Annotated in this window: 19 protein-coding genes; 11 read left to right on the top strand and 8 right to left on the bottom strand. The window is 62.9% G+C overall.

Annotation, left to right across the window (positions count from 1 at the left end; all coding sequences use genetic code 11):
• The first annotated feature begins 40 nt into the window (after positions 1-40).
• The gene (locus tag O4H31_RS03030) at positions 41-1,078 is read left to right on the top strand and encodes an NAD(P)/FAD-dependent oxidoreductase (RefSeq protein WP_269342645.1); all 1,038 of its coding nucleotides are present in this window, start codon (positions 41-43) and stop codon (positions 1,076-1,078) included.
• Positions 1,079-1,137: 59 nt separating this feature from the next.
• Here O4H31_RS03030 and O4H31_RS03025 read toward each other — a convergent pair whose 3' ends face one another.
• Entirely contained in the window at positions 1,138-1,794 is a 657-nt protein-coding gene (locus tag O4H31_RS03025; RefSeq protein ID WP_269342643.1) for an OmpA family protein, read from the bottom strand.
• 99 nt (positions 1,795-1,893) lie between these two features.
• The gene (locus O4H31_RS03020; RefSeq protein ID WP_259946545.1) at positions 1,894-2,796 is read right to left on the bottom strand and encodes a bifunctional helix-turn-helix domain-containing protein/methylated-DNA--[protein]-cysteine S-methyltransferase; all 903 of its coding nucleotides are present in this window, start codon (positions 2,794-2,796) and stop codon (positions 1,894-1,896) included.
• A 109-nt stretch (positions 2,797-2,905) separates the two neighbouring features.
• Between O4H31_RS03020 and nth the strand changes: the two genes are divergently transcribed.
• The 3 genes from nth to O4H31_RS03005 are packed head-to-tail and all read left to right on the top strand — an operon-like array spanning position 2,906 to position 5,132.
• On the top strand, positions 2,906-3,550 hold the full coding sequence (gene nth, locus O4H31_RS03015) for an endonuclease III (RefSeq protein ID WP_120352000.1): 645 nt from the start codon (positions 2,906-2,908) through the stop codon (positions 3,548-3,550).
• On the top strand, positions 3,547-4,536 hold the full coding sequence (locus O4H31_RS03010) for an adenosine kinase (protein WP_269342638.1): 990 nt from the start codon (positions 3,547-3,549) through the stop codon (positions 4,534-4,536). The genes nth and O4H31_RS03010 overlap by 4 nt, the downstream gene beginning before the upstream one ends.
• 2 nt (positions 4,537-4,538) lie before the next feature.
• Entirely contained in the window at positions 4,539-5,132 is a 594-nt protein-coding gene (locus O4H31_RS03005) for a GNAT family N-acetyltransferase (protein WP_269342636.1), read from the top strand.
• A 29-nt stretch (positions 5,133-5,161) separates the two neighbouring features.
• Here the strand turns inward: O4H31_RS03005 and O4H31_RS03000 are convergent, their stop codons facing one another.
• A complete protein-coding gene (locus tag O4H31_RS03000; RefSeq protein ID WP_269342634.1) occupies positions 5,162-5,644 on the bottom strand; it encodes a hypothetical protein in 483 nt (160 codons plus the stop codon).
• A complete protein-coding gene (locus O4H31_RS02995; protein ID WP_269342632.1) occupies positions 5,641-6,123 on the bottom strand; it encodes an RNA pyrophosphohydrolase in 483 nt (160 codons plus the stop codon). The genes O4H31_RS03000 and O4H31_RS02995 overlap by 4 nt, the downstream gene beginning before the upstream one ends.
• 181 nt (positions 6,124-6,304) lie before the next feature.
• Between O4H31_RS02995 and O4H31_RS02990 the strand changes: the two genes are divergently transcribed.
• The 4 genes from O4H31_RS02990 to zapE all read left to right on the top strand — a co-directional run bounded on the left by O4H31_RS02990 (position 6,305) and on the right by zapE (position 11,733).
• The gene (locus O4H31_RS02990; RefSeq protein WP_269342630.1) at positions 6,305-8,332 is read left to right on the top strand and encodes an NADPH-dependent 2,4-dienoyl-CoA reductase; all 2,028 of its coding nucleotides are present in this window, start codon (positions 6,305-6,307) and stop codon (positions 8,330-8,332) included.
• A gap of 111 nt (positions 8,333-8,443) precedes the next feature.
• Entirely contained in the window at positions 8,444-9,385 is a 942-nt protein-coding gene (locus tag O4H31_RS02985) for a zinc transporter ZntB (protein WP_269342628.1), read from the top strand.
• A gap of 144 nt (positions 9,386-9,529) precedes the next feature.
• Entirely contained in the window at positions 9,530-10,435 is a 906-nt protein-coding gene (locus O4H31_RS02980; RefSeq protein WP_067629295.1) for a LysR family transcriptional regulator, read from the top strand.
• Positions 10,436-10,674: 239 nt separating this feature from the next.
• Positions 10,675-11,733, top strand: a complete 1,059-nt coding sequence (gene zapE, locus O4H31_RS02975) for a cell division protein ZapE (RefSeq protein ID WP_269342625.1) — start codon at positions 10,675-10,677, stop codon at positions 11,731-11,733.
• 18 nt (positions 11,734-11,751) lie between these two features.
• On the opposite strand, the gene O4H31_RS02970 is transcribed toward zapE, so the two are convergent.
• From O4H31_RS02970 to O4H31_RS02955, 4 genes are all read right to left on the bottom strand, one after another.
• Positions 11,752-11,937 carry a hypothetical protein gene (locus tag O4H31_RS02970; RefSeq protein ID WP_067629297.1) on the bottom strand — a complete coding sequence of 62 codons (186 nt, stop codon included), beginning with the start codon at positions 11,935-11,937 and terminating at the stop codon, positions 11,752-11,754.
• Positions 11,938-12,033: 96 nt separating this feature from the next.
• Positions 12,034-13,305 (bottom strand): bifunctional folylpolyglutamate synthase/dihydrofolate synthase, encoded by a 1,272-nt coding sequence (locus O4H31_RS02965; RefSeq protein ID WP_269342620.1) that lies wholly within the window; start codon positions 13,303-13,305, stop codon positions 12,034-12,036.
• Positions 13,302-14,261 (bottom strand): acetyl-CoA carboxylase, carboxyltransferase subunit beta, encoded by a 960-nt coding sequence (accD, locus tag O4H31_RS02960; protein WP_067941664.1) that lies wholly within the window; start codon positions 14,259-14,261, stop codon positions 13,302-13,304. The genes O4H31_RS02965 and accD overlap by 4 nt, the downstream gene beginning before the upstream one ends.
• A gap of 56 nt (positions 14,262-14,317) precedes the next feature.
• Complete coding sequence (locus O4H31_RS02955) at positions 14,318-15,217, bottom strand: CPBP family intramembrane glutamic endopeptidase (protein WP_269342615.1); 900 nt, start codon at positions 15,215-15,217, stop codon at positions 14,318-14,320.
• A 210-nt stretch (positions 15,218-15,427) separates the two neighbouring features.
• Between O4H31_RS02955 and ilvD the strand changes: the two genes are divergently transcribed.
• The 3 genes from ilvD to O4H31_RS02940 all read left to right on the top strand — a co-directional run bounded on the left by ilvD (position 15,428) and on the right by O4H31_RS02940 (position 18,667).
• A complete protein-coding gene (gene ilvD, locus O4H31_RS02950) occupies positions 15,428-17,194 on the top strand; it encodes a dihydroxy-acid dehydratase (RefSeq protein WP_269342613.1) in 1,767 nt (588 codons plus the stop codon).
• A 22-nt stretch (positions 17,195-17,216) separates the two neighbouring features.
• Entirely contained in the window at positions 17,217-17,774 is a 558-nt protein-coding gene (locus O4H31_RS02945) for a hypothetical protein (protein WP_269342611.1), read from the top strand.
• Between the two features lie 119 nt (positions 17,775-17,893).
• The gene (locus O4H31_RS02940) at positions 17,894-18,667 is read left to right on the top strand and encodes a DUF6478 family protein (protein WP_269342609.1); all 774 of its coding nucleotides are present in this window, start codon (positions 17,894-17,896) and stop codon (positions 18,665-18,667) included.

Genomic DNA, 18,667 nt, shown 5'->3' with positions numbered 1-18,667 from the left:
GGGAGTGAAGTCGCGCAGACACTGCGCAAGCTGGCGGGGAATGGCAATGGTGGATGTAACCGTAAGAGGGGCCGGGATCTTTGGCCTGTCGGTGGCTTGGGCCTGCGTCCTGCGCGGCGCATCGGTGCGGGTGGTCGATCCGGCAGGCCCGGCAGCAGGCGCCTCAGGCGGGATCGTCGGCGCGCTGGCGCCGCATGTGCCGGAGAATTGGAACGCCAAGAAAGCCTTTCAGCTTGAGAGCCTGCTCAGCGCCGAAGCCTTCTGGGCCGAGGTGGAGGCCGTGGGCGGTCGCGCGCCCGGCTATATCCGCAGCGGGCGCTTGCAGCCGGTGGCGGATGACGCGGCGCTCGCGCTGGCGCGGCAGCGGGAGGACACGGCAGTCGAGCTTTGGCAGGGCCGTGCCCGGTGGGAATTGGTCCGCGCCGAGGATCGCGATTGGGCCCCGCACAGCCCCACCGGCTGGCTGATCCGCGACACCCTCAGCGCCCTCGTCCACCCGCGCCAAGCCTGCGCGGCGCTGGTGGCGGCCTTGGCGGTGAGAGGCGTTGAGATTGTGACCGAAGCCCCCGAGGCGGGCCAGACCCTCTGGGCCACCGGCGTCGCGGGGCTGGAGACGCTGAATGCGTGCCACCCGCGTCTGGTTGGCGCAGGGATCAAGGGCCAAGCGGCGCTGTTACAGTTGGACCGAGGCGGCGCGGCGCAACTCTTTGCCGATGGGGTGCATGTCATCCCGCATCTCGACGGCACGGTGGCCGTCGGTGGCACGACAGAACGCGAGTACGACAGCCCCGACAGCACTGATGCACAGCTTGACGCGGTGATCGCCAAGGCCCGCGCGGCGGTGCCCGCCTTGCAAGACGCGCCGGTGATCGAACGCTGGGCCGGGCTGCGCCCCCGCAGCCGCAGCCGCGCGCCGATGCTGGGTGCATGGCCCGGCAGGCCGGGGCAGTATATCGCCAATGGCGGGTTCAAAATCGGCTTTGGTATGGCCCCCAAAGTGGCAGAGGTGATGGCCGATCTTCTGCTCGAAGGGCGCGATGCCATCCCCGAGGGTTTTAGGGTCGAAGATAACCTTTAGGCCAAAGAAAAACCCCGGCCGGTGGCCGGGGTTCAATACCGTTCCCAAAGGGTCGCGGCTTAACGCGCGTTGGGCAGGATCACGATCTCGACCCGGCGGTTCTGCGCCTTGCCTGCGGCGCTCAGGTTGCTTGCCACTGGCTGGCTTTCGCCGCGGCCAAATGTCTGCAAACGCTGCTGCGGCACGCCGTTGGACAGCAGGATGTTACCCACAGCCTGTGCGCGACGCTCGGAAAGCTGCTGGTTATACGCTGCTTCGCCATCGCTGTCGGTGTGGCCGACGACCTGCAGAGTGGAGTTCTGATAGATGTTCACGTTCTGCGCCAGCGCGGCCAGATCGTCACGCAGGGCGGGCGATACGTTGGTGCTGTCAGTCGCGAACAGGATATCCTGCGGCAGGGTCACGATCAGACGGTCGCCGGTGTTGGTAATGACCACACGGCTGTCCATCGCGGCACGCAGCTCGGCCTCTTGCTTATCAAGCGAGTAACCCACGCCCGCGCCGATCGTGCCGCCGATCAAAGCGCCTTTCAGGGCGCCTTTGCCGTCACCTTCGGAAATCGCACCGGCAAGGGCCCCGACGCCCGCACCGATCAAAGCACCATTCTTGGTCCGTTGGTTGGGATCGCCATTGCCGGGCTGCAGTGGCTGCGTACACGCACCCAGTGTCATCGCGCCGGCCAGAGCGGCGGCCAAAGTCATCTTCGAAGAAATCATGTCTACTGCCTTCATGTTTGCGGGCCCCGTTCGGGCGGGGCATCTTGACGTGAACGCAATATAGGCACTCAATGTTCCCGCGAACATTACATATAACCGTTATTCGGCAGAAACCCGCCCAGATGGGGGTGTTTGCGCTTCTGCCCGCGCGGATTCAAAGGCCAGCATCGCCCGTTTCACCGGCAGACCCCAGTGATAGCCGCCCAAACCGCCGCTTTTGCGCAGCGCGCGATGACAGGGGATCAGCCAACTCACCGGATTGCGCCCCACCGCCGTGCCTACGGCGCGCACGGCACGGGGGCTGCCGACGGTCTGCGCAATCTCGGAATAGGTTGTCACCTGCCCCGACGGGATACTCAACAGCGCCTCCCAGACCTTGATCTGAAACGGCGCACCGATGAGATAGAGCGGTGCCTTCGCTTCGGGGTCTTTCTGCATCCCAAACGCGGTATCGACCCAAGGGCGCAGCCGGTCGGGTGCTTCGACGAAATCGGCCAGCGGCCACCGGCTGCAAAGGTCCTCCATCGCTGCGTCCTCTCCCACCTCCGATGACAGGGCTAAGCCGCAGATGCCTTTGTCGGTGCCCATCACCAGTGTCGGGCCAAAGGGGCTGTCGAACCACCCCCAATAGATCGTCAGCCCGGCGCCTTTGCGGGCGAACTCACCGGGGCTCATCGCCTCCCAGCGCAGGAAGAGGTCATGCAACCGCCCGCTGCCCGAGAGGCCCAGCTCATGCGCCGCCGCCAGCGTCGTAAAGTGATCGCGCAGCATGACCTTGGCCTGATCCAGCATCAGATACTGTTGGTAGCGTTTGGGCGACACCCCCACCCAGCGCGAGAACAGCCGCTGGAAGTGCGCGGCGGACATGCCCATTTCCCCGGCGATCCAGTCCAGTTGCTTGGGGTCTTCGGCCTCGTCGATCAGGGCGATGGCGCGGCGCATCACCTGATAGTGGTAACCCTGATCTTCGGGCGCGGGGGATATCTGTGCGATCTGTGTCATGCCCCTAGATTAGCCACGCCCCTGCCCCCGCGCGACCCGTTTCTTGCGCCAATGTATCGCAGCCCGCCCCTGCTTGCCCTGCCGCGTCATTCATCGCATACCCAGAGCCATGGCCCGCCAACTTGATTATCATACCATCCGCGAGATCTTCGCACGCTTCCAACAGGCAGAGCCTGAGCCCGAGGGCGAGTTGGAACATGTGAACGTCTATACGCTGGTTGTGGCCGTGGCGCTGAGCGCGCAATCGACCGATGCGGGCGTCAACAAAGCCACGCGCGAGCTTTTCAAAATCGCCGACACCCCGCAGAAGATGCTGGATTTGGGGGTTGAGGGGCTGATCGACCATATCAAGACCATCGGCCTCTACCGCCAGAAAGCCAAGAACGTCATCAAACTTAGCCAAATCCTTGTTGATGACTACGACGGCGAGGTGCCGAACTCTCGCGCGGCGCTGCAATCGCTGCCGGGGGTGGGGCGCAAAACGGCGAATGTTGTGCTCAACATGTGGTGGGGCCAGCCCGCGCAGGCGGTGGACACGCATATCTTCCGCGTTGGCAACCGCACCGGCATCGCACCGGGCAAAACCGTCGACACAGTCGAGCGCGCCATCGAAGACAACATTCCCGCTGATTTCCAGCGCCATGCCCATCACTGGCTGATCCTGCATGGCCGCTATCATTGTAAGGCACGCAAACCGCTGTGCCGCACCTGTATCATCCGAGACCTGTGCCAATACGAGGACAAGACAGAATGACCCAATACGAAGTGGTTGGCATCGGCAACGCCGTCGTCGACGTGATCTCCCATGCCGATGACAATTTTCTTGCCGATAACGGCATCGAAAAAGGCATCATGCAGTTGATCGAACGCGACCGCGCCGAAGACCTCTATGCCGCGATGCAAGACCGGGTGCAGACGCCGGGCGGCTCGGTCGCCAATACGGTCGCGGGCGCGGGCGCGCTGGGCCTCAAGACCGCCTTCATCGGCCGGGTGCGCGATGATGAGTTGGGCCAGTTCTATGCCAAGGCGATGACCGATATCGGCATCGATTTCGTGAATGCCCCCGTGGCCGAGGGGGAGAACCCCACCTCGCGCTGCATGATCTTTGTCACGCCGGATGGGGAGCGGTCACTGAACACCTATCTCGGCATCTCGACCGGGCTGACCTCGGCCGATGTGCCGCAGGCGGTGACGGAGAAAGCCAAGCTGATGTTCCTCGAAGGCTACCTTTTTGACCATGACGCCGGCAAAACCGCCTTTCGCGAGGCCGCGCGCGCGGCGACGGCCGGTGGCGGCATGGCGGGCATCGCCATCTCCGACCCCTTCTGCGTGGAGCGTCACCGCGACGACTTCCTCGCGCTGATCGAAAACGATCTGGGCTATGTCATCGGCAACGAAGCCGAGATTCGCGCCCTTTGGGAGACCGACGACACCGAAGCCGCGCTGGCCAAAACCGCCGAGATTTGCCCGCTGGTGGTCTGCACCCGGTCGGGCGACGGGGTCACGCTGGTCCGGGGCGATGAACGGGTCGACGTGCCGGTCGAAAAGGTCGTGCCGGTGGATGCCACGGGCGCAGGCGATCAATTCGCGGCGGGCTTCCTCTATGGTCTCGCCACGGGCCGCGATCTGGAGACCTGTGGCCGCATGGGCAACATCTGCGCAGGCGAGGTGATCCGCCACATCGGCCCCCGCCCCCAGACCGACATCATGGCGCTGTTCAAGGCCGAAGGGCTGGTCTGAGCATGATTGAGAACGGCTTTCATGATATCCCGCCCGGCAAACTCGCCGTGGTGGTGACCCATCTAGAAATGGACGCCAAACCCAGCTTGCGGGACGTGCCCCTGCCTGAGGGTGTCACCTTTCGGAAGGTCACCCCGACACTCGACTGGTTTCGCGACATTTTCCGGCGCGTCGGGATGGATTGGCTCTGGTACGGGCGGCTCAAGCTGGATGACGCGGCCCTCTCTGCGCTGCTGCAAGACCCGGCACGGGCCTTCTATACACTGAACTGCGATGGCAAGGATGAAGCGCTGCTAGAACTGAACTTCCCCGAAGATGGCAGCTGCGAACTGGCCTATTTCGGGCTGACCTCTGCGCTGATCGGCAGCGGATCAGGGCGGTATCTGATGAACCAAGCGATTACGCTGGCATGGGAAAAGCCAATCAACCGGCTGCACCTGCACACCTGCACTAACGACAGCCCGCAGGCGCTTGGCTTTTATGTGCGCTCAGGCTTCACCCCCGTTCGCCGTCAGGTTGAGATCGACGACGATCCGCGCCTGACCGGCCTGCTGCCGCGCGATGCGGCGCCGCAAGTGCCACTTATCGAAGGGTAGGAACAGCGAAGGGTAAAACTACCGCCGGATCACCGAACCGGGGTGCACTCTGCCCCTTGGAAACAAGCGATCACCTTGTCGACCATCGCAGGCTTCGGCGAACCAAAGAGGTCGCCGCCGCAGGGGTTGCTTTCCAGTGCATAGGCCCCATCCGGTTTGCGTTCGAGAAAGGCCAGTACGTCCCCCTCTTCGGCAGAGCCGCACCAAGGGCCGAAACACTGAACGTTGAGCATCAAGGGCTGGTCAAAGGGCACGTCAAAGCCCCCTTCCGACAACGCCTTGCCGCTGATTTGTGCTCGAATTGGCGTCTCCTCGGGCAGGTTGCTCCCGACTTTGCCGGTCTTTGGCAAGGCGGCAGCGTCAAAGGTCAGACGCCCCTGCACCACGACGTAGCTTTCTTCGGCCTTGGCCGCCCGTTGATAGGTCGCCTCGACCGAATGGGGCAGGCAACTGAGCGCAAGCGCGGGTAGCGGGGCCAAGGTGGCGAGGGCGCAGGCGATGATCCGTGTCATAACTTCTCCTCAAACTCTTCAAGAACCGCCGCATAGACCGCACGTTTGAACGGCACGATATTCGCGACCAGTTGATCTGCGGGCATCCAACGCCATTCCGAGAATTCAGGCTCGGCCGTCTGGATATTGACCTGATCGTCCTGCCCCAGAAAACGCATGAGGAACCATTTTTGTTCCTGCCCCCGGTAGCGGCCCTTCCAGATGTTGGGCACCAGTTCATGGGGCAGATCATAGGGCAGCCAGCTTGTCGTCTCGGCTTCGATCCGCACCAGATCGCGGGGGATGCCGGTCTCTTCCTCCAACTCGCGCAGGGCCGCATCGCGCGCGGTCTCGCCCGTGTCCACCCCGCCCTGCGGCATCTGCCATGCGTCCTGATCCCGGTCGCGCCGCTGGCCGACAAAGACCTCGCCCTCGGCATTCACCAGCATCACGCCGACGCAAGGCCGGTAGGGCAGTTTGGCAATCTCTTCGGGGGTCATGAGGGCAGGTCTCCTGAATGGCGTTCACGAGGGAGTTAGCACGATCATGACAAGGCTCAAAGCGGTCACATTATGGCTTTGACGTTTCGGCACCGGCATCCTTGACGCGGCGTTTCGCGTGACTTGCCCTGCCGTTTCCGATGGTGTCACAGTGACCCAGCCCACCCAGAAAGGTAAAGCCATGTCCGACTATCCCCACCTGCTTGCCCCGCTCGACCTTGGTTTTACCACGCTGAAGAACCGGTTGCTGATGGGCTCGATGCACACCGGGCTGGAAGAGACCGGCGATTGGAACCGCGTGGCGGAGTTCTATGCGGCACGGGCGCGGGGCGATGTGGGGCTGATGGTCACCGGTGGCATCGGCCCGAACCGCGAAGGCGCCGTGGCCCATGGCGCGGCAATGATGGTCAGCCAGAAGGACGTGGACAACCACAGCATCATCACCCAGCGGGTGCATGAAGCGGGCGGCAAAATCGCCATGCAGATTCTCCATGCGGGCCGCTATGCCTTCACGCCTGAATGCGTGGCTCCAAGCGCGATCAAATCCCCCATCTCCATGTTCGCGCCCAAGGAGTTGGACGAGGAAGGCATCGAGAAACAGATCAGTGACATCGCCGCCTGCGCCCTGCGCGCGCGGGAGGCGGGCTATGATGGGGTCGAGATCATGGGGTCAGAGGGGTATTTCCTGAACCAGTTCCTCGTCACCCATACCAACAAACGCGAGGACCGCTGGGGCGGGTCTTATGAAAACCGCATGCGCCTGCCGCTGGAGGTGGTGCGCCGGGTGCGCGAAACGGTGGGCGATGATTTCATCCTGATCTACCGGCTGTCGATGATCGACCTCATCCCCAATGGCTCGACCTTCGATGAGGTCGTGCAACTGGCGCAAGAGGTCGAGAAGGCGGGCGCCAATATCATCAATACCGGCATCGGCTGGCACGAGGCGCGCATCCCCACCATCGCCACCTCTGTCCCCCGCGCGGCGTTCTCTTGGGTGACGAAAAAGCTGATGGGCAAGGTGGGCATCCCGCTGATCACCTCGAACCGGATCAACACGCCGGATGTGGCCGAAGAGGTGCTGGCGGAGGGCTGCGCCGATATGGTCAGCCTCGCGCGGCCCATGCTGGCAGATGCCGACTTCCTCGCCAAAGCCAAGGCAGGCAAGGCCGACCAGATCGCCCCTTGCATCGCCTGCAACCAAGCCTGCCTCGACCATACTTTCGGCGGCAAGATCTCTACCTGCCTTGTAAACCCGCGCGCTTGCTATGAAACGGAACTGCGGATCGAGCCGGCAGCGGCAGCGAAATCTGTGGCCGTCGTGGGCGCTGGCCCTGCTGGCCTGTCCGCCGCAATCACGGCTGCCGAACGCGGGCATAAGGTGACGCTGATCGACCGCGCCGCCGAAATCGGCGGGCAACTCAACCTCGCCAAACAGGTGGCGGGGAAAGAGGAGTTCTGGGGCTTGGTCGATTGGTACCGCACCATGCTTAAGGTCCACGACGTGACCGTGCAGCTTGAGACCGAGGCCATGGCGGACGCGCTTCGCGGCTTCGACGAGGTCATCATCGCCACAGGCGTGGTGCCTCGCGATCCGCAAATCCCGGGGCAAGACGGCGGCAATGTCGTGAGCTACATCGATGTGCTGAACGGCACGGCAAAGGTCGGCCAGCGGGTCGCCGTAATCGGTGCGGGCGGGATCGGTTTCGACGTGTCGGAACACCTTGTCCACGATGGCGAGAGCAGCACGCTGAACCTCCCCGAATGGATGCGCGAATGGGGTGTCACCGATCCGGGCGCGCATCGCAGCGGGTTGGCCCCCGAAGGGCCACAGCCCCCCGCGCCTGCGCGGCAGATCACCATGCTGCAACGCAAGACCAGCAAACCCGGCAAAGGTTTGGGCAAAACCACGGGCTGGATTCACCGCGCCTCCCTCACTATGCGCAACGTGAAGATGATCGCGGGCGTGAACTACGAAAGTATCGACGAACAGGGGCTCCACATCTCCTTTGGCGAGGCGCGGGAGAACCCCACGCTGATCGAGGCCGACACCATCGTCCTCTGCGCCGGGCAACTCTCTGACCGCAGTCTTGCCGACACCCTAGAGGCCAGCGGCACCGCCTGTCATGTGATTGGCGGCGCCGATGTGGCCGCAGAGCTTGACGCGAAACGCGCGATCAACCAAGGCACACGTCTGGCTGCAGCTCTCTGACCCTATGCGTTTGAGCGCGTCCTCTAACCCTGTGCGCTGGCGCGCGCCCTTGCACCCGGCGCGCGCAACCCGCTAAATCACCTGACCGCTTTTGCCAGCCAATAGGTGACCATGCCCCTCTGCGTCTTTGACATATCTGATGACGGCACCACCACGGTGCCCGAAGACACCCAACTGACCGGGCCTGCGCGCTACCGTTGGTGGCATTTCGACATGGCCGATCCCGCGCTGGCGCCATGGCTGGCAGAACACCTGCCCGAGATTCCGGCAGGCGCATTGCTGCAACCCGAAACGCGCCCGCGCTGCGATGAATATGAGGACGGCCTGATCCTCAATCTGCGCGGCATCAACCTGAACGAAGGGCAGCAGGCCGATCAGATGGTTTCGGTCCGGATGTGGGTGACGGATGCGGTGGTGATCACCGTGCGGATGCGCCGGGTCTTTGCCATCGATGAATTGCGCGCGCTGGCCGCCCAGAGCAATGCCCCGGCCCGGCCTTCGGCCTTCCTTGAAGCGCTGGTCTCAAGGTTGACCGAACGGGTGCAGATCGAAGTGGCGCGGCTGGCGGACCGCACGGCCTTCTATGAAACCGACCTCGAAGACCTCAGCACCCCGCCGCCGAAAGACTTGCCCGTCACCCGCCGCAGCACGATCAAACTCGAACGCTACCTCGCCCCGCAGCGCAGCGCGTTGGAGCGGTTGGCGGACCTAGACCTGCCGCTGGTCCCGGATGTCGATTCGATGAAACTGCGCGAGTTGGCCAATCGCACCGCCATCGTGGTGGAGGAACTGGACGCCCTTCAAGAACGCATTGTCACGGTACAGGACGAACACGACAACCAAGTCGCCCAACGCCAAGCGCGCCATGGCTATGTGCTGTCGATCGCCGCCGCCGTGTTCCTGCCGCTGGGGTTTCTGACCGGGCTTTTCGGCGTGAACGTTGGTGGGATGCCCGGCGTGGACGATCCGCGTGCCTTTGCGGTCCTTTGCCTTGCCATGGTGGGCCTCGCCGCGCTCATGCTTGCGGTTCTGAAATGGCTGCGCTGGCTGTAAGCCCCTCGGAAACGGATTGTTCTGCCGTTTCCATGCCATGAACGATCCCCGCAAAGACCACGGGACTGTCTTGCCTCTGCCCCGATCCTGCCTGAATTCCCGCCCATACCTGAGGGCAACAAGATCAATGCGAAGGGACAGGCAATGGACCGCCTTACGGAAATGGAAGCGTTTGCCACAGTGGTGGATCAAGGCGGCTTTACAGATGCTGCCAAGAAGATGGGGATCTCGAAATCCGCCGTCTCAAAGCATGTATCCTCACTTGAGGCCCGCTTGGGGGCGCGGTTGCTTAACCGTACCACCCGCCGCGTGTCGCCCACGGAGATCGGGCTGGCCTATTACGACCGCGCCCGCCGCGTGCTGAACGACGCAGGCGAGGCCGATGCGCTGGTCACCTCGATGCAATCCGCGCCCTCAGGGCTGTTGCGGATATCGGTGGCGACGGACTTTGGCGTGAATCATCTGTCACCTGCGCTGTCGGAGTTCTTGCAGGACTTCCCCGACATCACGGTGAACATGGTCCTGAACAACCGCTACGTTGAGCTGATCTCGGAAGGGTTCGACATGGCCGTGCGCATCGGAGAGTTGGAGGACAGCACCCTGCGCGCGCGCAAGCTGACCGAGACGACCAAACGCATGATCGCCAGCCCGAAATATTTCGAACAATACGGGCGGCCGGAAAAGATCGACGATCTGAACAATCACAAGCTGCTGCACTACTCGAACCAGTCGTCGGGGAATGTGTGGAAATTGACCGCACCTTCGGGTGAAAAGCGGCAGGTCCGCACGGCGGGCTGGCTGTCGGTCAATGACGGGCAGAGCCTTTTGAACGCCGCGATTTCGGGACTGGGGATCGCCTATCTGCCGAGCTTTCTTTACGCCGATGCGATGGAGAAAGGGTTGGTCGAGGATGCCATCCCCGAACTGCCGCTGGAGACGCAGGGCATCTACGCCGTCTATCCCCCGGGCCGGTTCACCCAGCCCAAAGTGCGGGCGTTCATCGACTTCCTCGTGCATGAATTTGCCGAGAAGGGGCCGACGGACTGGTAAACACACTCGGCCCGGAATCAAGCCGCAGGCGCCGGGCCATCGCCTGCCCGCCCGGACGGGTAGGCGATTTAGTACGGCTAGGTGGGACTTGGCAAACGCACATCATGGTTGAGCCATAAAGTGGCAGCGACCTGCCGCGGATCGCCGACCCGCGGGCAGCCGATGGCCCTCAGTTGCTTCGCACTCTGCCACACAAGACCACCTTTCCTCTCCCCCACCAGCACGCTATCTCTCCCGCCATGAACAATATGCGCGAGACCTATGCCCGGCTTGTCGCCGAGGGCAAACTTAAAGCCGACCCGGCCCAAGAAACCGTCATGGCGGAGTTTGACCGCATCCGCGATGCGCTGGCCCACCCGCCGAAGAAAAGCTTCTTTCGCAAAGCGCCCGAACCGGCCAAGGGGCTGTACCTCTGGGGTGGCGTGGGGCGCGGCAAGTCGATGCTGATGGACATGTTCGTGGCGCATCTGCCCGACGTGCCCGCGCGCCGGGTGCATTTCCACGCCTTCATGCAGGAAATCCACAACGCCATGCATGAGGTTCGCAAGACCGGCGTAGATGACGCCATCGCGCCCGTTGCCCGCGATGTGGCCGACAGCGTGCGCCTGCTCGCTTTCGACGAGATGCAGATCACCGACATCACCGACGCGATGATCGTGGGCCGCCTGTTCGAGGCGCTTTTCGCCGCCGGGGTCGTAGTCGTCACCACCTCCAACCGCCTGCCCGATGACTTGTATAAAAACGGCATCAACCGCGAGGTGTTTGTCCCCTTCATCGACCTCATCAAAGAGCGCATGGTGGTCCATGAACTTGCCAGCCCGACCGATTACCGCCAAGATCGGCTGGCCGGGTCGCAGGTCTATTTCACCCCCGTCAACGCCGAGAGCCGCGCCGCGATGGATGCGGTTTGGGACGATCTGGCAGGCACAAAGGGCGAGCCGCTGACCCTCCACGTCAAGGGCCGCGAAGTGGTGATTCCGGCCTTTCACAACGGCATGGCCCGCGCCGGCTTCCACGCCCTTTGCGGGCAGCCCTTGGGGGCCGCGGATTACCTCGCGCTGGCGCAGGCCGTGCGGGTGCTACTGCTGGACAACATCCCCACCCTCGGCCGGTCGAACTTTAACGAGGCCAAGCGCTTTGTCACGCTGATCGACGCGCTTTATGAGGCAAAGGTGCGGTTGATCTGTTCTGCCGCCGCCGCGCCAGAAATGCTCTATCTCGAAGGCGAAGGCACCTTTGAGTTCGAGCGTACAGCCTCCCGACTGCGCGAAATGCAGGGGGAAGACTGGGGGCGCTGACCGCCCCCTGCCGCCAAATCAGGAATCACTGACCGGCTGCATATGCAGGTCATTGCCCTGCAAAATCGGGTGGTAAGGCCGCTCGACTTCATAAAGCCACCACAGACCGCCTGCGATAATGGCGACACCTATGGCCATGAAGATAAATTGATATTTCCGTGCATCGTCCTGATCGTGACGCGCGGACTGGCTGAAATTGCGCATGGGGACACCTCGGTCAAATTCGAAAGGGGAGACTTCCTAAGACCAAGATACACCACATCTGCATTTCGCAGCAGCGGTACACCCAAATATGGTTAACTAGACGTTTTCACGCAACACGCTACCGGCAAGGTAGAGTGAGCCGCAAATCAGCACACGCGCATGGGGTTCGCGGGCGATGATCGCCTTGAGCGCCGTGGTGACATTCTCGGCCTCGGCGGTCTCGAACCCGACATCGCGCGCCGCTTTGGCCGTTGCCTCAGCAGGTAGGGTCGCCGCCTCGCCGGGGATCGACACGGCGGTCAGACTTGCCGCTTCTGCCGCCAAGGGGCGCAAGTATCCAGCGATATCCTTGGTGTTCAACATGCCGCAGACTAGATGCGTCGGGCGTTTCGGCAAGGCGGCCAAGGTCGCGGCCAGCGCCACGCCTGCGGCGGGGTTGTGCCCGCCGTCCAGCCAAAGCTCACCCTCCGGTGCCATGCGGGCCAGCGGCCCCTCTGACAGCCGCTGCATCCGCGCGGGCCACTGCGCCTGCGTCACTGCAACCTCGCAAGCCTCTGCATCGATCCCAAGCTGGCGCAGCGCCGCCAGCGCAGCCCCCGCGTTCATGATCTGATGATCGCCGGGCAGATTGGGGCGCGGCAGATCAAGCAGGCCGCGCTCATCTTGATAGACCATGCGCCCCGCTTCGGGCGCGACATGCCATTGCTGACCATAGGCCAAAAGCGGCGCGCCCAGTTTCGCGGCGCGGTTTTCGATCACCTCAAGCGCGGCGTCTTGCTGCGGGCCGACCACACAGGGCACAAGACGCTTGATGATGCCAGCCTTCTCGCCCGCAATCTCGGCCAGTGTTTCGCCCAGATACTGCTGGTGATCGACCGACACCGGGGTGATCACCGTCAGCACGGGATCGACGACATTGGTCGCGTCCAGCCGCCCGCCTAGCCCCACCTCCAGCAGCGTGTAATCGGCTCTGCTGCGCGAAAAAGCGAGGATGGCGGCGCAGGTGGTGATCTCGAAATAGGTGATCTCGTCGCCGCTATTGGCGGCGTGGCATTCATCTAACACGGCCGCCAGATCGGGCTCTGAGATCAACTGCCCTGCAACGCGGATACGCTCATGAAACCGTGCCAGATGGGGTGAGGTATAGGCGTGCACCGTCTTGCCCGCCGCCTCTAGCCCCGCGCGAATCATCGCTTGGGTCGACCCTTTGCCGTTGGTGCCGGCGATATGGATCACCGGCGGCAGGTTGTTTTGGGGGTTGCCCAATGCCTCCAGCAGCCGCCACATCCGGTCGAGCGTCAGATCGATGATCTTGGGGTGCAGCGCCATCATCCGTTCAAGGATGACATCCGATGAAGGCGTGCTCATTTCTTCTTAGGCGTATCGGCGGGCAACTCCGCTGCGGCCTGAACAGCGGCGGCGGCCTCGGCCACCTCCACTTCTTCGGGCGCGGGCAGGTCACCCCGCACGGCGGGCGGCAGGCCCATCAGCATGCGGGTGATAGTGATCAACTCATCACGCATCTCGGTCCGTTTGGTCACCCGGTCGAGCATCCCATGGTCGAGCAGATATTCCGCCCGCTGAAAGCCCTCGGGCAGTTTTTCACGGATGGTCTGCTCGATCACGCGCGGCCCGGCAAAGCAGATCAGCGCATTCGGCTCAGCAATCTGCACGTCGCCCAACATCGCGTAGGACGCGGTGACGCCGCCGGTGGTGGGATGGGTCAACACGACGATATAGGGCAGGCCTGCCTCTTTCAGCATCTGCACGGCGACCGTGGTGCGCGGCATCTGCATCAGGCTGAGGATACCTTCTTGCATCCGCGCGCCACCGGCGGCGGAGAACAGCACCAGCGGGCGTTTCAGCTTCACGGCCTCTTCAGCGGCGGCAATGATTGCATTACCGACATACATGCCCATGGAGCCGCCCATGAACGAAAAGTCCTGCGCACAGGACACGATCGGCGTGCGGCCAATCTCACCCGTAACCACAAGCATGGCTTCATGTTCACCCGTCTGCTTTTGCGCGGCCTTCATCCGGTCGGGATAGCGTTTCTGATCCTTGAAATGCAGCGGGTCTGGCGTGGGCGCAGGAACCTTCACTTCGGTAAAGATGCCGCCGTCGAACAGCGCCTTAAACCGCTCACGCGGGCTGATATGCATGTGATGGCCGCAGTTGGTGCAGACGTTCAGATTGTCCGCCAACTCGCGGTGAAACAGCATGGTGCCGCATTCGTTACACTTGGTCCACAGGTTGTCCGGCGTCTCGCGGCGCGAGAAGATCGAGTTGATACGCGGACGGACGTAGTTTGTGATCCAGTTCATTGGCAGGCCTCTGCTGTGGTTCCGTTCCAGATAATCCCCGCATGGGGAAATTGCAATCAGCGGCGTATCGCCAGCCTTGCCGCGAGCCACGACACCAACATCAACGCAAAATCCACCGGCAACCAAGTCCGCAACGCCGCCGCGTCATCCATCGAAAAGGGCGTAAGGTACAGCGCCAGCCCGGACAGATCATCCGGCAGAGAGATAATGAGAATGGCCGAGACATTGTTCCACAGATGCACCGCAATCGCAGGCCCCAGCGAGCCGGAGCGCGCAGTAAGGTCAGCCATCAGGATGCCAAAAACCCCAGCCCAGAGCGCCACCATCAGCGCATTCTCCCCCGCCTCGGCAGGCAGGTAGTGACCAAGCGCGAACAGCGCCGAGGGCAGGACCATCCAGATCAGCGGCGAGCGAAACTGTGCCGCCAGTTGCTGCTGCACATAGCCGCGAAAGACGATCTCTTCGGCGCTGACCTGCACCAGCACGGCCAGCAGCGACAGCGGCAAGAGCAGCAACCAACGGCCTAGAGGCAGGTTGGCTGTCAAATCGCCTCCCATGTCCCACGGCGGCAGGATCAGCAACACAGCCCCCAGCAGCAACATTGCCAAAGACACCGCGCGAAAACTTGGCCAAAGCCGCCCGGACACGCCCAATAGGCTGCCCGCATTGCGCCGATGCACCACCCGCACGGTCACACCGACGGCCATCGCCATGGTCCCAAAGCTGAACAGCAGGAGATACATCGCCTGCGGCGTAGCGCCTTTCAGCAGGTTGCCATGCAGCGATGCCGCCGATGTTCCTGCGAAGGCATAGATTGTCTGGAAGTAGAGCTCGTTCAGCGCAACATAGGCCACCACCGCCACGAACAGCCCCAAGAAAAACCGCCAAAGCGCCGATGAACGGCGCGCAGCCGCGACAAACTCCGCATGCGCGCTGTAATCAGGCCGCCAGTTCATGAGCGGCGCAGGTCAGATCGGGAGTGGTTCTTGCAGAGCATATGCCGGGCTTTCACGCTTGCGGGCGGTTCCAACCGACCGCGCCAGAAGGTCAGAACCTATGCCCTAACACGCTGCAATACAACAGTTCCCCCGCCTCATCCGCGCCAAAGCCTTGCAGCACCGCCCCTGCCCGACTATTCCATTCAAGACGTTTCAAGGAGCCCACCGATGTCCACCACGCCCCGCTTCGACAAATCCCGGCTGCCCAGCCGCCACGTGACCGAAGGCCCGGCCCGCGCGCCGCACCGGTCCTATTACTATGCCATGGGCATGACCGAAGAAGAGATTCACCAGCCGCTGGTGGGCGTCGCCACCTGCTGGAACGAAGCTGCCCCCTGTAACATCGCGCTGAACCGTCAGGCGCAGGCCGTGAAAGTTGGCGTGCATTCCGAACAGGGCACCCCGCGCGAATTTACCACGATCACCGTCACCGATGGCATCGCCATGGGCCATGAGGGCATGCGCTCCTCGTTGGCTTCGCGCGAAGCAATTGCCGACACGGTTGAGCTGACCATGCGCGGCCACTGCTATGACGCCATCGTCGGCCTTGCGGGCTGTGACAAGTCGCTGCCGGGGATGATGATGGCGATGCTGCGGCTGAACGTGCCGTCGGTCTTCCTCTATGGCGGGTCGATCCTGCCGGGCAAAGCACCTGCCGGGGCCGATGTGCCCGAGGATTTCGCCACCCGTGATTTGACCGTGCAGGACATGTTCGAAGCCGTGGGCCGCTTCCAAAACGGCACCATGTCGCAAGCCGCTTTGGACGTGCTCGAACGCGTGGCCTGCCCCTCTGCCGGTGCTTGCGGCGGCCAGTTCACCGCCAATACCATGGCTTGTGTATCCGAGGCCATCGGCCTTGCGCTGCCGAACTCGTCCGGCATGCCCGCGCCCTATGAAAGCCGCGACGCCTATGCCGAAGCCTCGGGCGCCGCGGTGATGAACCTGATCGAGAAGAACATCCGCGCCCGCGACATCTGCACCCGCGAAGCCTTTGAAAATGCGGCGCGCATCGTCGCCTGCACCGGTGGGTCGACCAACGCCGGTCTGCACCTGCCCGCCATGGCCCATGAAGCGGGGATCGAATTCTACCTTGAAGACGTCTGCGAAATCTTCCGCGACACGCCTTACTTCGTCGACATGAAACCGGGCGGCCAATACGTGGCGAAGGACCTCTACGATGCGGGCGGCGTGCCTGTCGTGATGAATGAGCTGCGCAAAGCGGGCTTGATCCACGAAGACTGCATGACTGCCACCGGATACTCGATGGGCGAAGTGCTCGATCAGGTTACCCGCGAGGCAGACGGCAAGGTGATCCATTCAGTTGCCAACCCGATCAGCAAAACCGGCGGTGTCGTGGGCCTGAAAGGCAACCTCGCCCCCGAAGGTGCCATCGTGAAAATCGCAGGCATGTCCGAAGAAGACATCGTTTTCACCGGCCCGGCGCTGGTGTTTGAGTGCGAGCAAGACGCTTTCGAAGCCGTGCAAAACCGCGCTTATTCCGAAGGCGACGTTTTCGTCATCCGCAACGAAGGCCCCGCAGGCGGCCCCGGCATGCGTGAAATGCTGGCGACCACGGCAGCACTTTCCGGTCAGGGCATGGGCAAAAAGGTGGCTCTGATCACCGACGGGCGTTTCTCGGGTGCCACCCGAGGCTTCTGTGTCGGCCACGTTGGCCCCGAAGCCGCGCACGGCGGGCCGATTGCCCTGCTGAAAAACGGCGACATGATCACCCTCGATGCCATCACCGGCAGCATCAGCGTGGATCTCAGCGATGATGAACTGGCCGAGCGTCGCAAAGACTGGGCCGGCCCCCGTGAGACGAACTACCAAAGCGGCGCGCTGTGGAAATATGCCAAGCTTGTTGGCCCCACTTACCTCGGTGCTGTGACACATCCGGGCGCTCAGGCCGAGACCCATGATTACATGGACCTCTAAGCGCCCTCTCGCGGCACTTGCTATGCTCACCCTGTCCGCCTGCGAAGGCGGTCAGGGTTTTTCCTTTGGCGGCAGTACCGGCGCGCCCGACAAACCCCTGCGGCAAACGGCGCTCGCCGCGGGCGCGGTGCAGGTGGTGCCCCCGCAGGGCTATTGCATCGACCCCAAAAGCCTCAAACGCCGCTTTGCCCTGATGGCGCGCTGCGATGCGCTTGGCCTGCCGGAGGTTGTCACCACCGCGCCTCGTGGCATCCTCACGCTGGCGCTGATCGAGGCCGAGGCAGAGGCCCCTCTGCCCACCCCGCAACAGGTCGCCGAGGCCACTGGCCTGAGCCAGTTGCAAGAAGCTGGCAGCATTGAAGGTGCAACGATCTTTGTGGCCCAAGGGCCGGTGCCCGCCGAGGGCATGTCGCCCCGCCACTGGCGCGGCATGGCACGGATCGGTGGCCATGTCGCCAGCGTCTCCCTGTACGGCGCACCGCAAAGCCGCGCCATTTCCGAAGAGGGCCGCGCACTGGTCGCAGACCTAATCCGACAAAGTCGCAGCAAAAGCGCGCAGGCTGCCGCCGCTGGCAGCTGACCCGCCCGTTGTTTCCAAATTGGCAACACTGACCGCCCCCGGAAACAATCACGAGGGCTATTCATTTGAACGAAATCCCCGCCTTGCATAGACTGCGGCAAAACGAGAGGCGCAGGTTCATGGTCAACTTCCCCAACGGCTATCTGGAGAGCAAGCTCTATGCCCGCGCGCTGCAACGTTGGGCCGATGCGGCCCGCAGGGCCGCCACGGTCGATCTTGCCACCCTGCGCCGCCAACGCAGCCGCGCCCGGCTGCTGCGCGCCCAACTGGATCGTCTTATTCACCGCGCAGAAGACCGTCTCGCCCTGCCGGCGATTGGCGCCAGCGGCTTTCCGAAACCGCATAACGCCGATTGGGCATGGCGGCCCGAACTTTGGCGCGGCCCGCTTGCCACGCCGGGGATGTCATCGGTCGAAACCAAATCGACATTGGGCGAGGAAGTGACCCTATTCCACGATTGCGCGCAATCGGAACTGACCCTGCGCCAATTGCGCAACCGGCGCGAGGCCGATTTGGCCCCCTATGGGCTGCAACTCGATGTCTTCAAATTTGATGGGTCTTTCCTGTCGTTAGTGATCAATCTGCCCACCGACGCCATCACCGGATTGAAACGCCGCCACCTGATCCGCATGGATACGATCGTGCAACTGGAACACCCGCTTGAGATCTTTGCCCGGCTCAACATCCGCCATGGTCCGAACACCGAACAGATCGTCCGCGAGCTGCCCGTTGGTCAGGAAAATATCAGCGTCGAATTTGATCTGGCCTATAGCAATCTCAACGAAAAGCGGATCGAGGCGGCATGGATCGACCTGATCTTTGAGGGGCCGGACATGAACCAAGTCGTGCTGCGCGACCTCACTTTCTCGCGCCGCCCCCGCGCCCAGATCTAG

Origin of the sequence: Sulfitobacter dubius (genome assembly GCF_027214245.1) — a bacterium.
Taxonomy (GTDB): Bacteria; Pseudomonadota; Alphaproteobacteria; order Rhodobacterales; family Rhodobacteraceae; genus Sulfitobacter; species Sulfitobacter dubius_A.
This window is presented reverse-complemented; position numbering and strand designations above follow the sequence as displayed.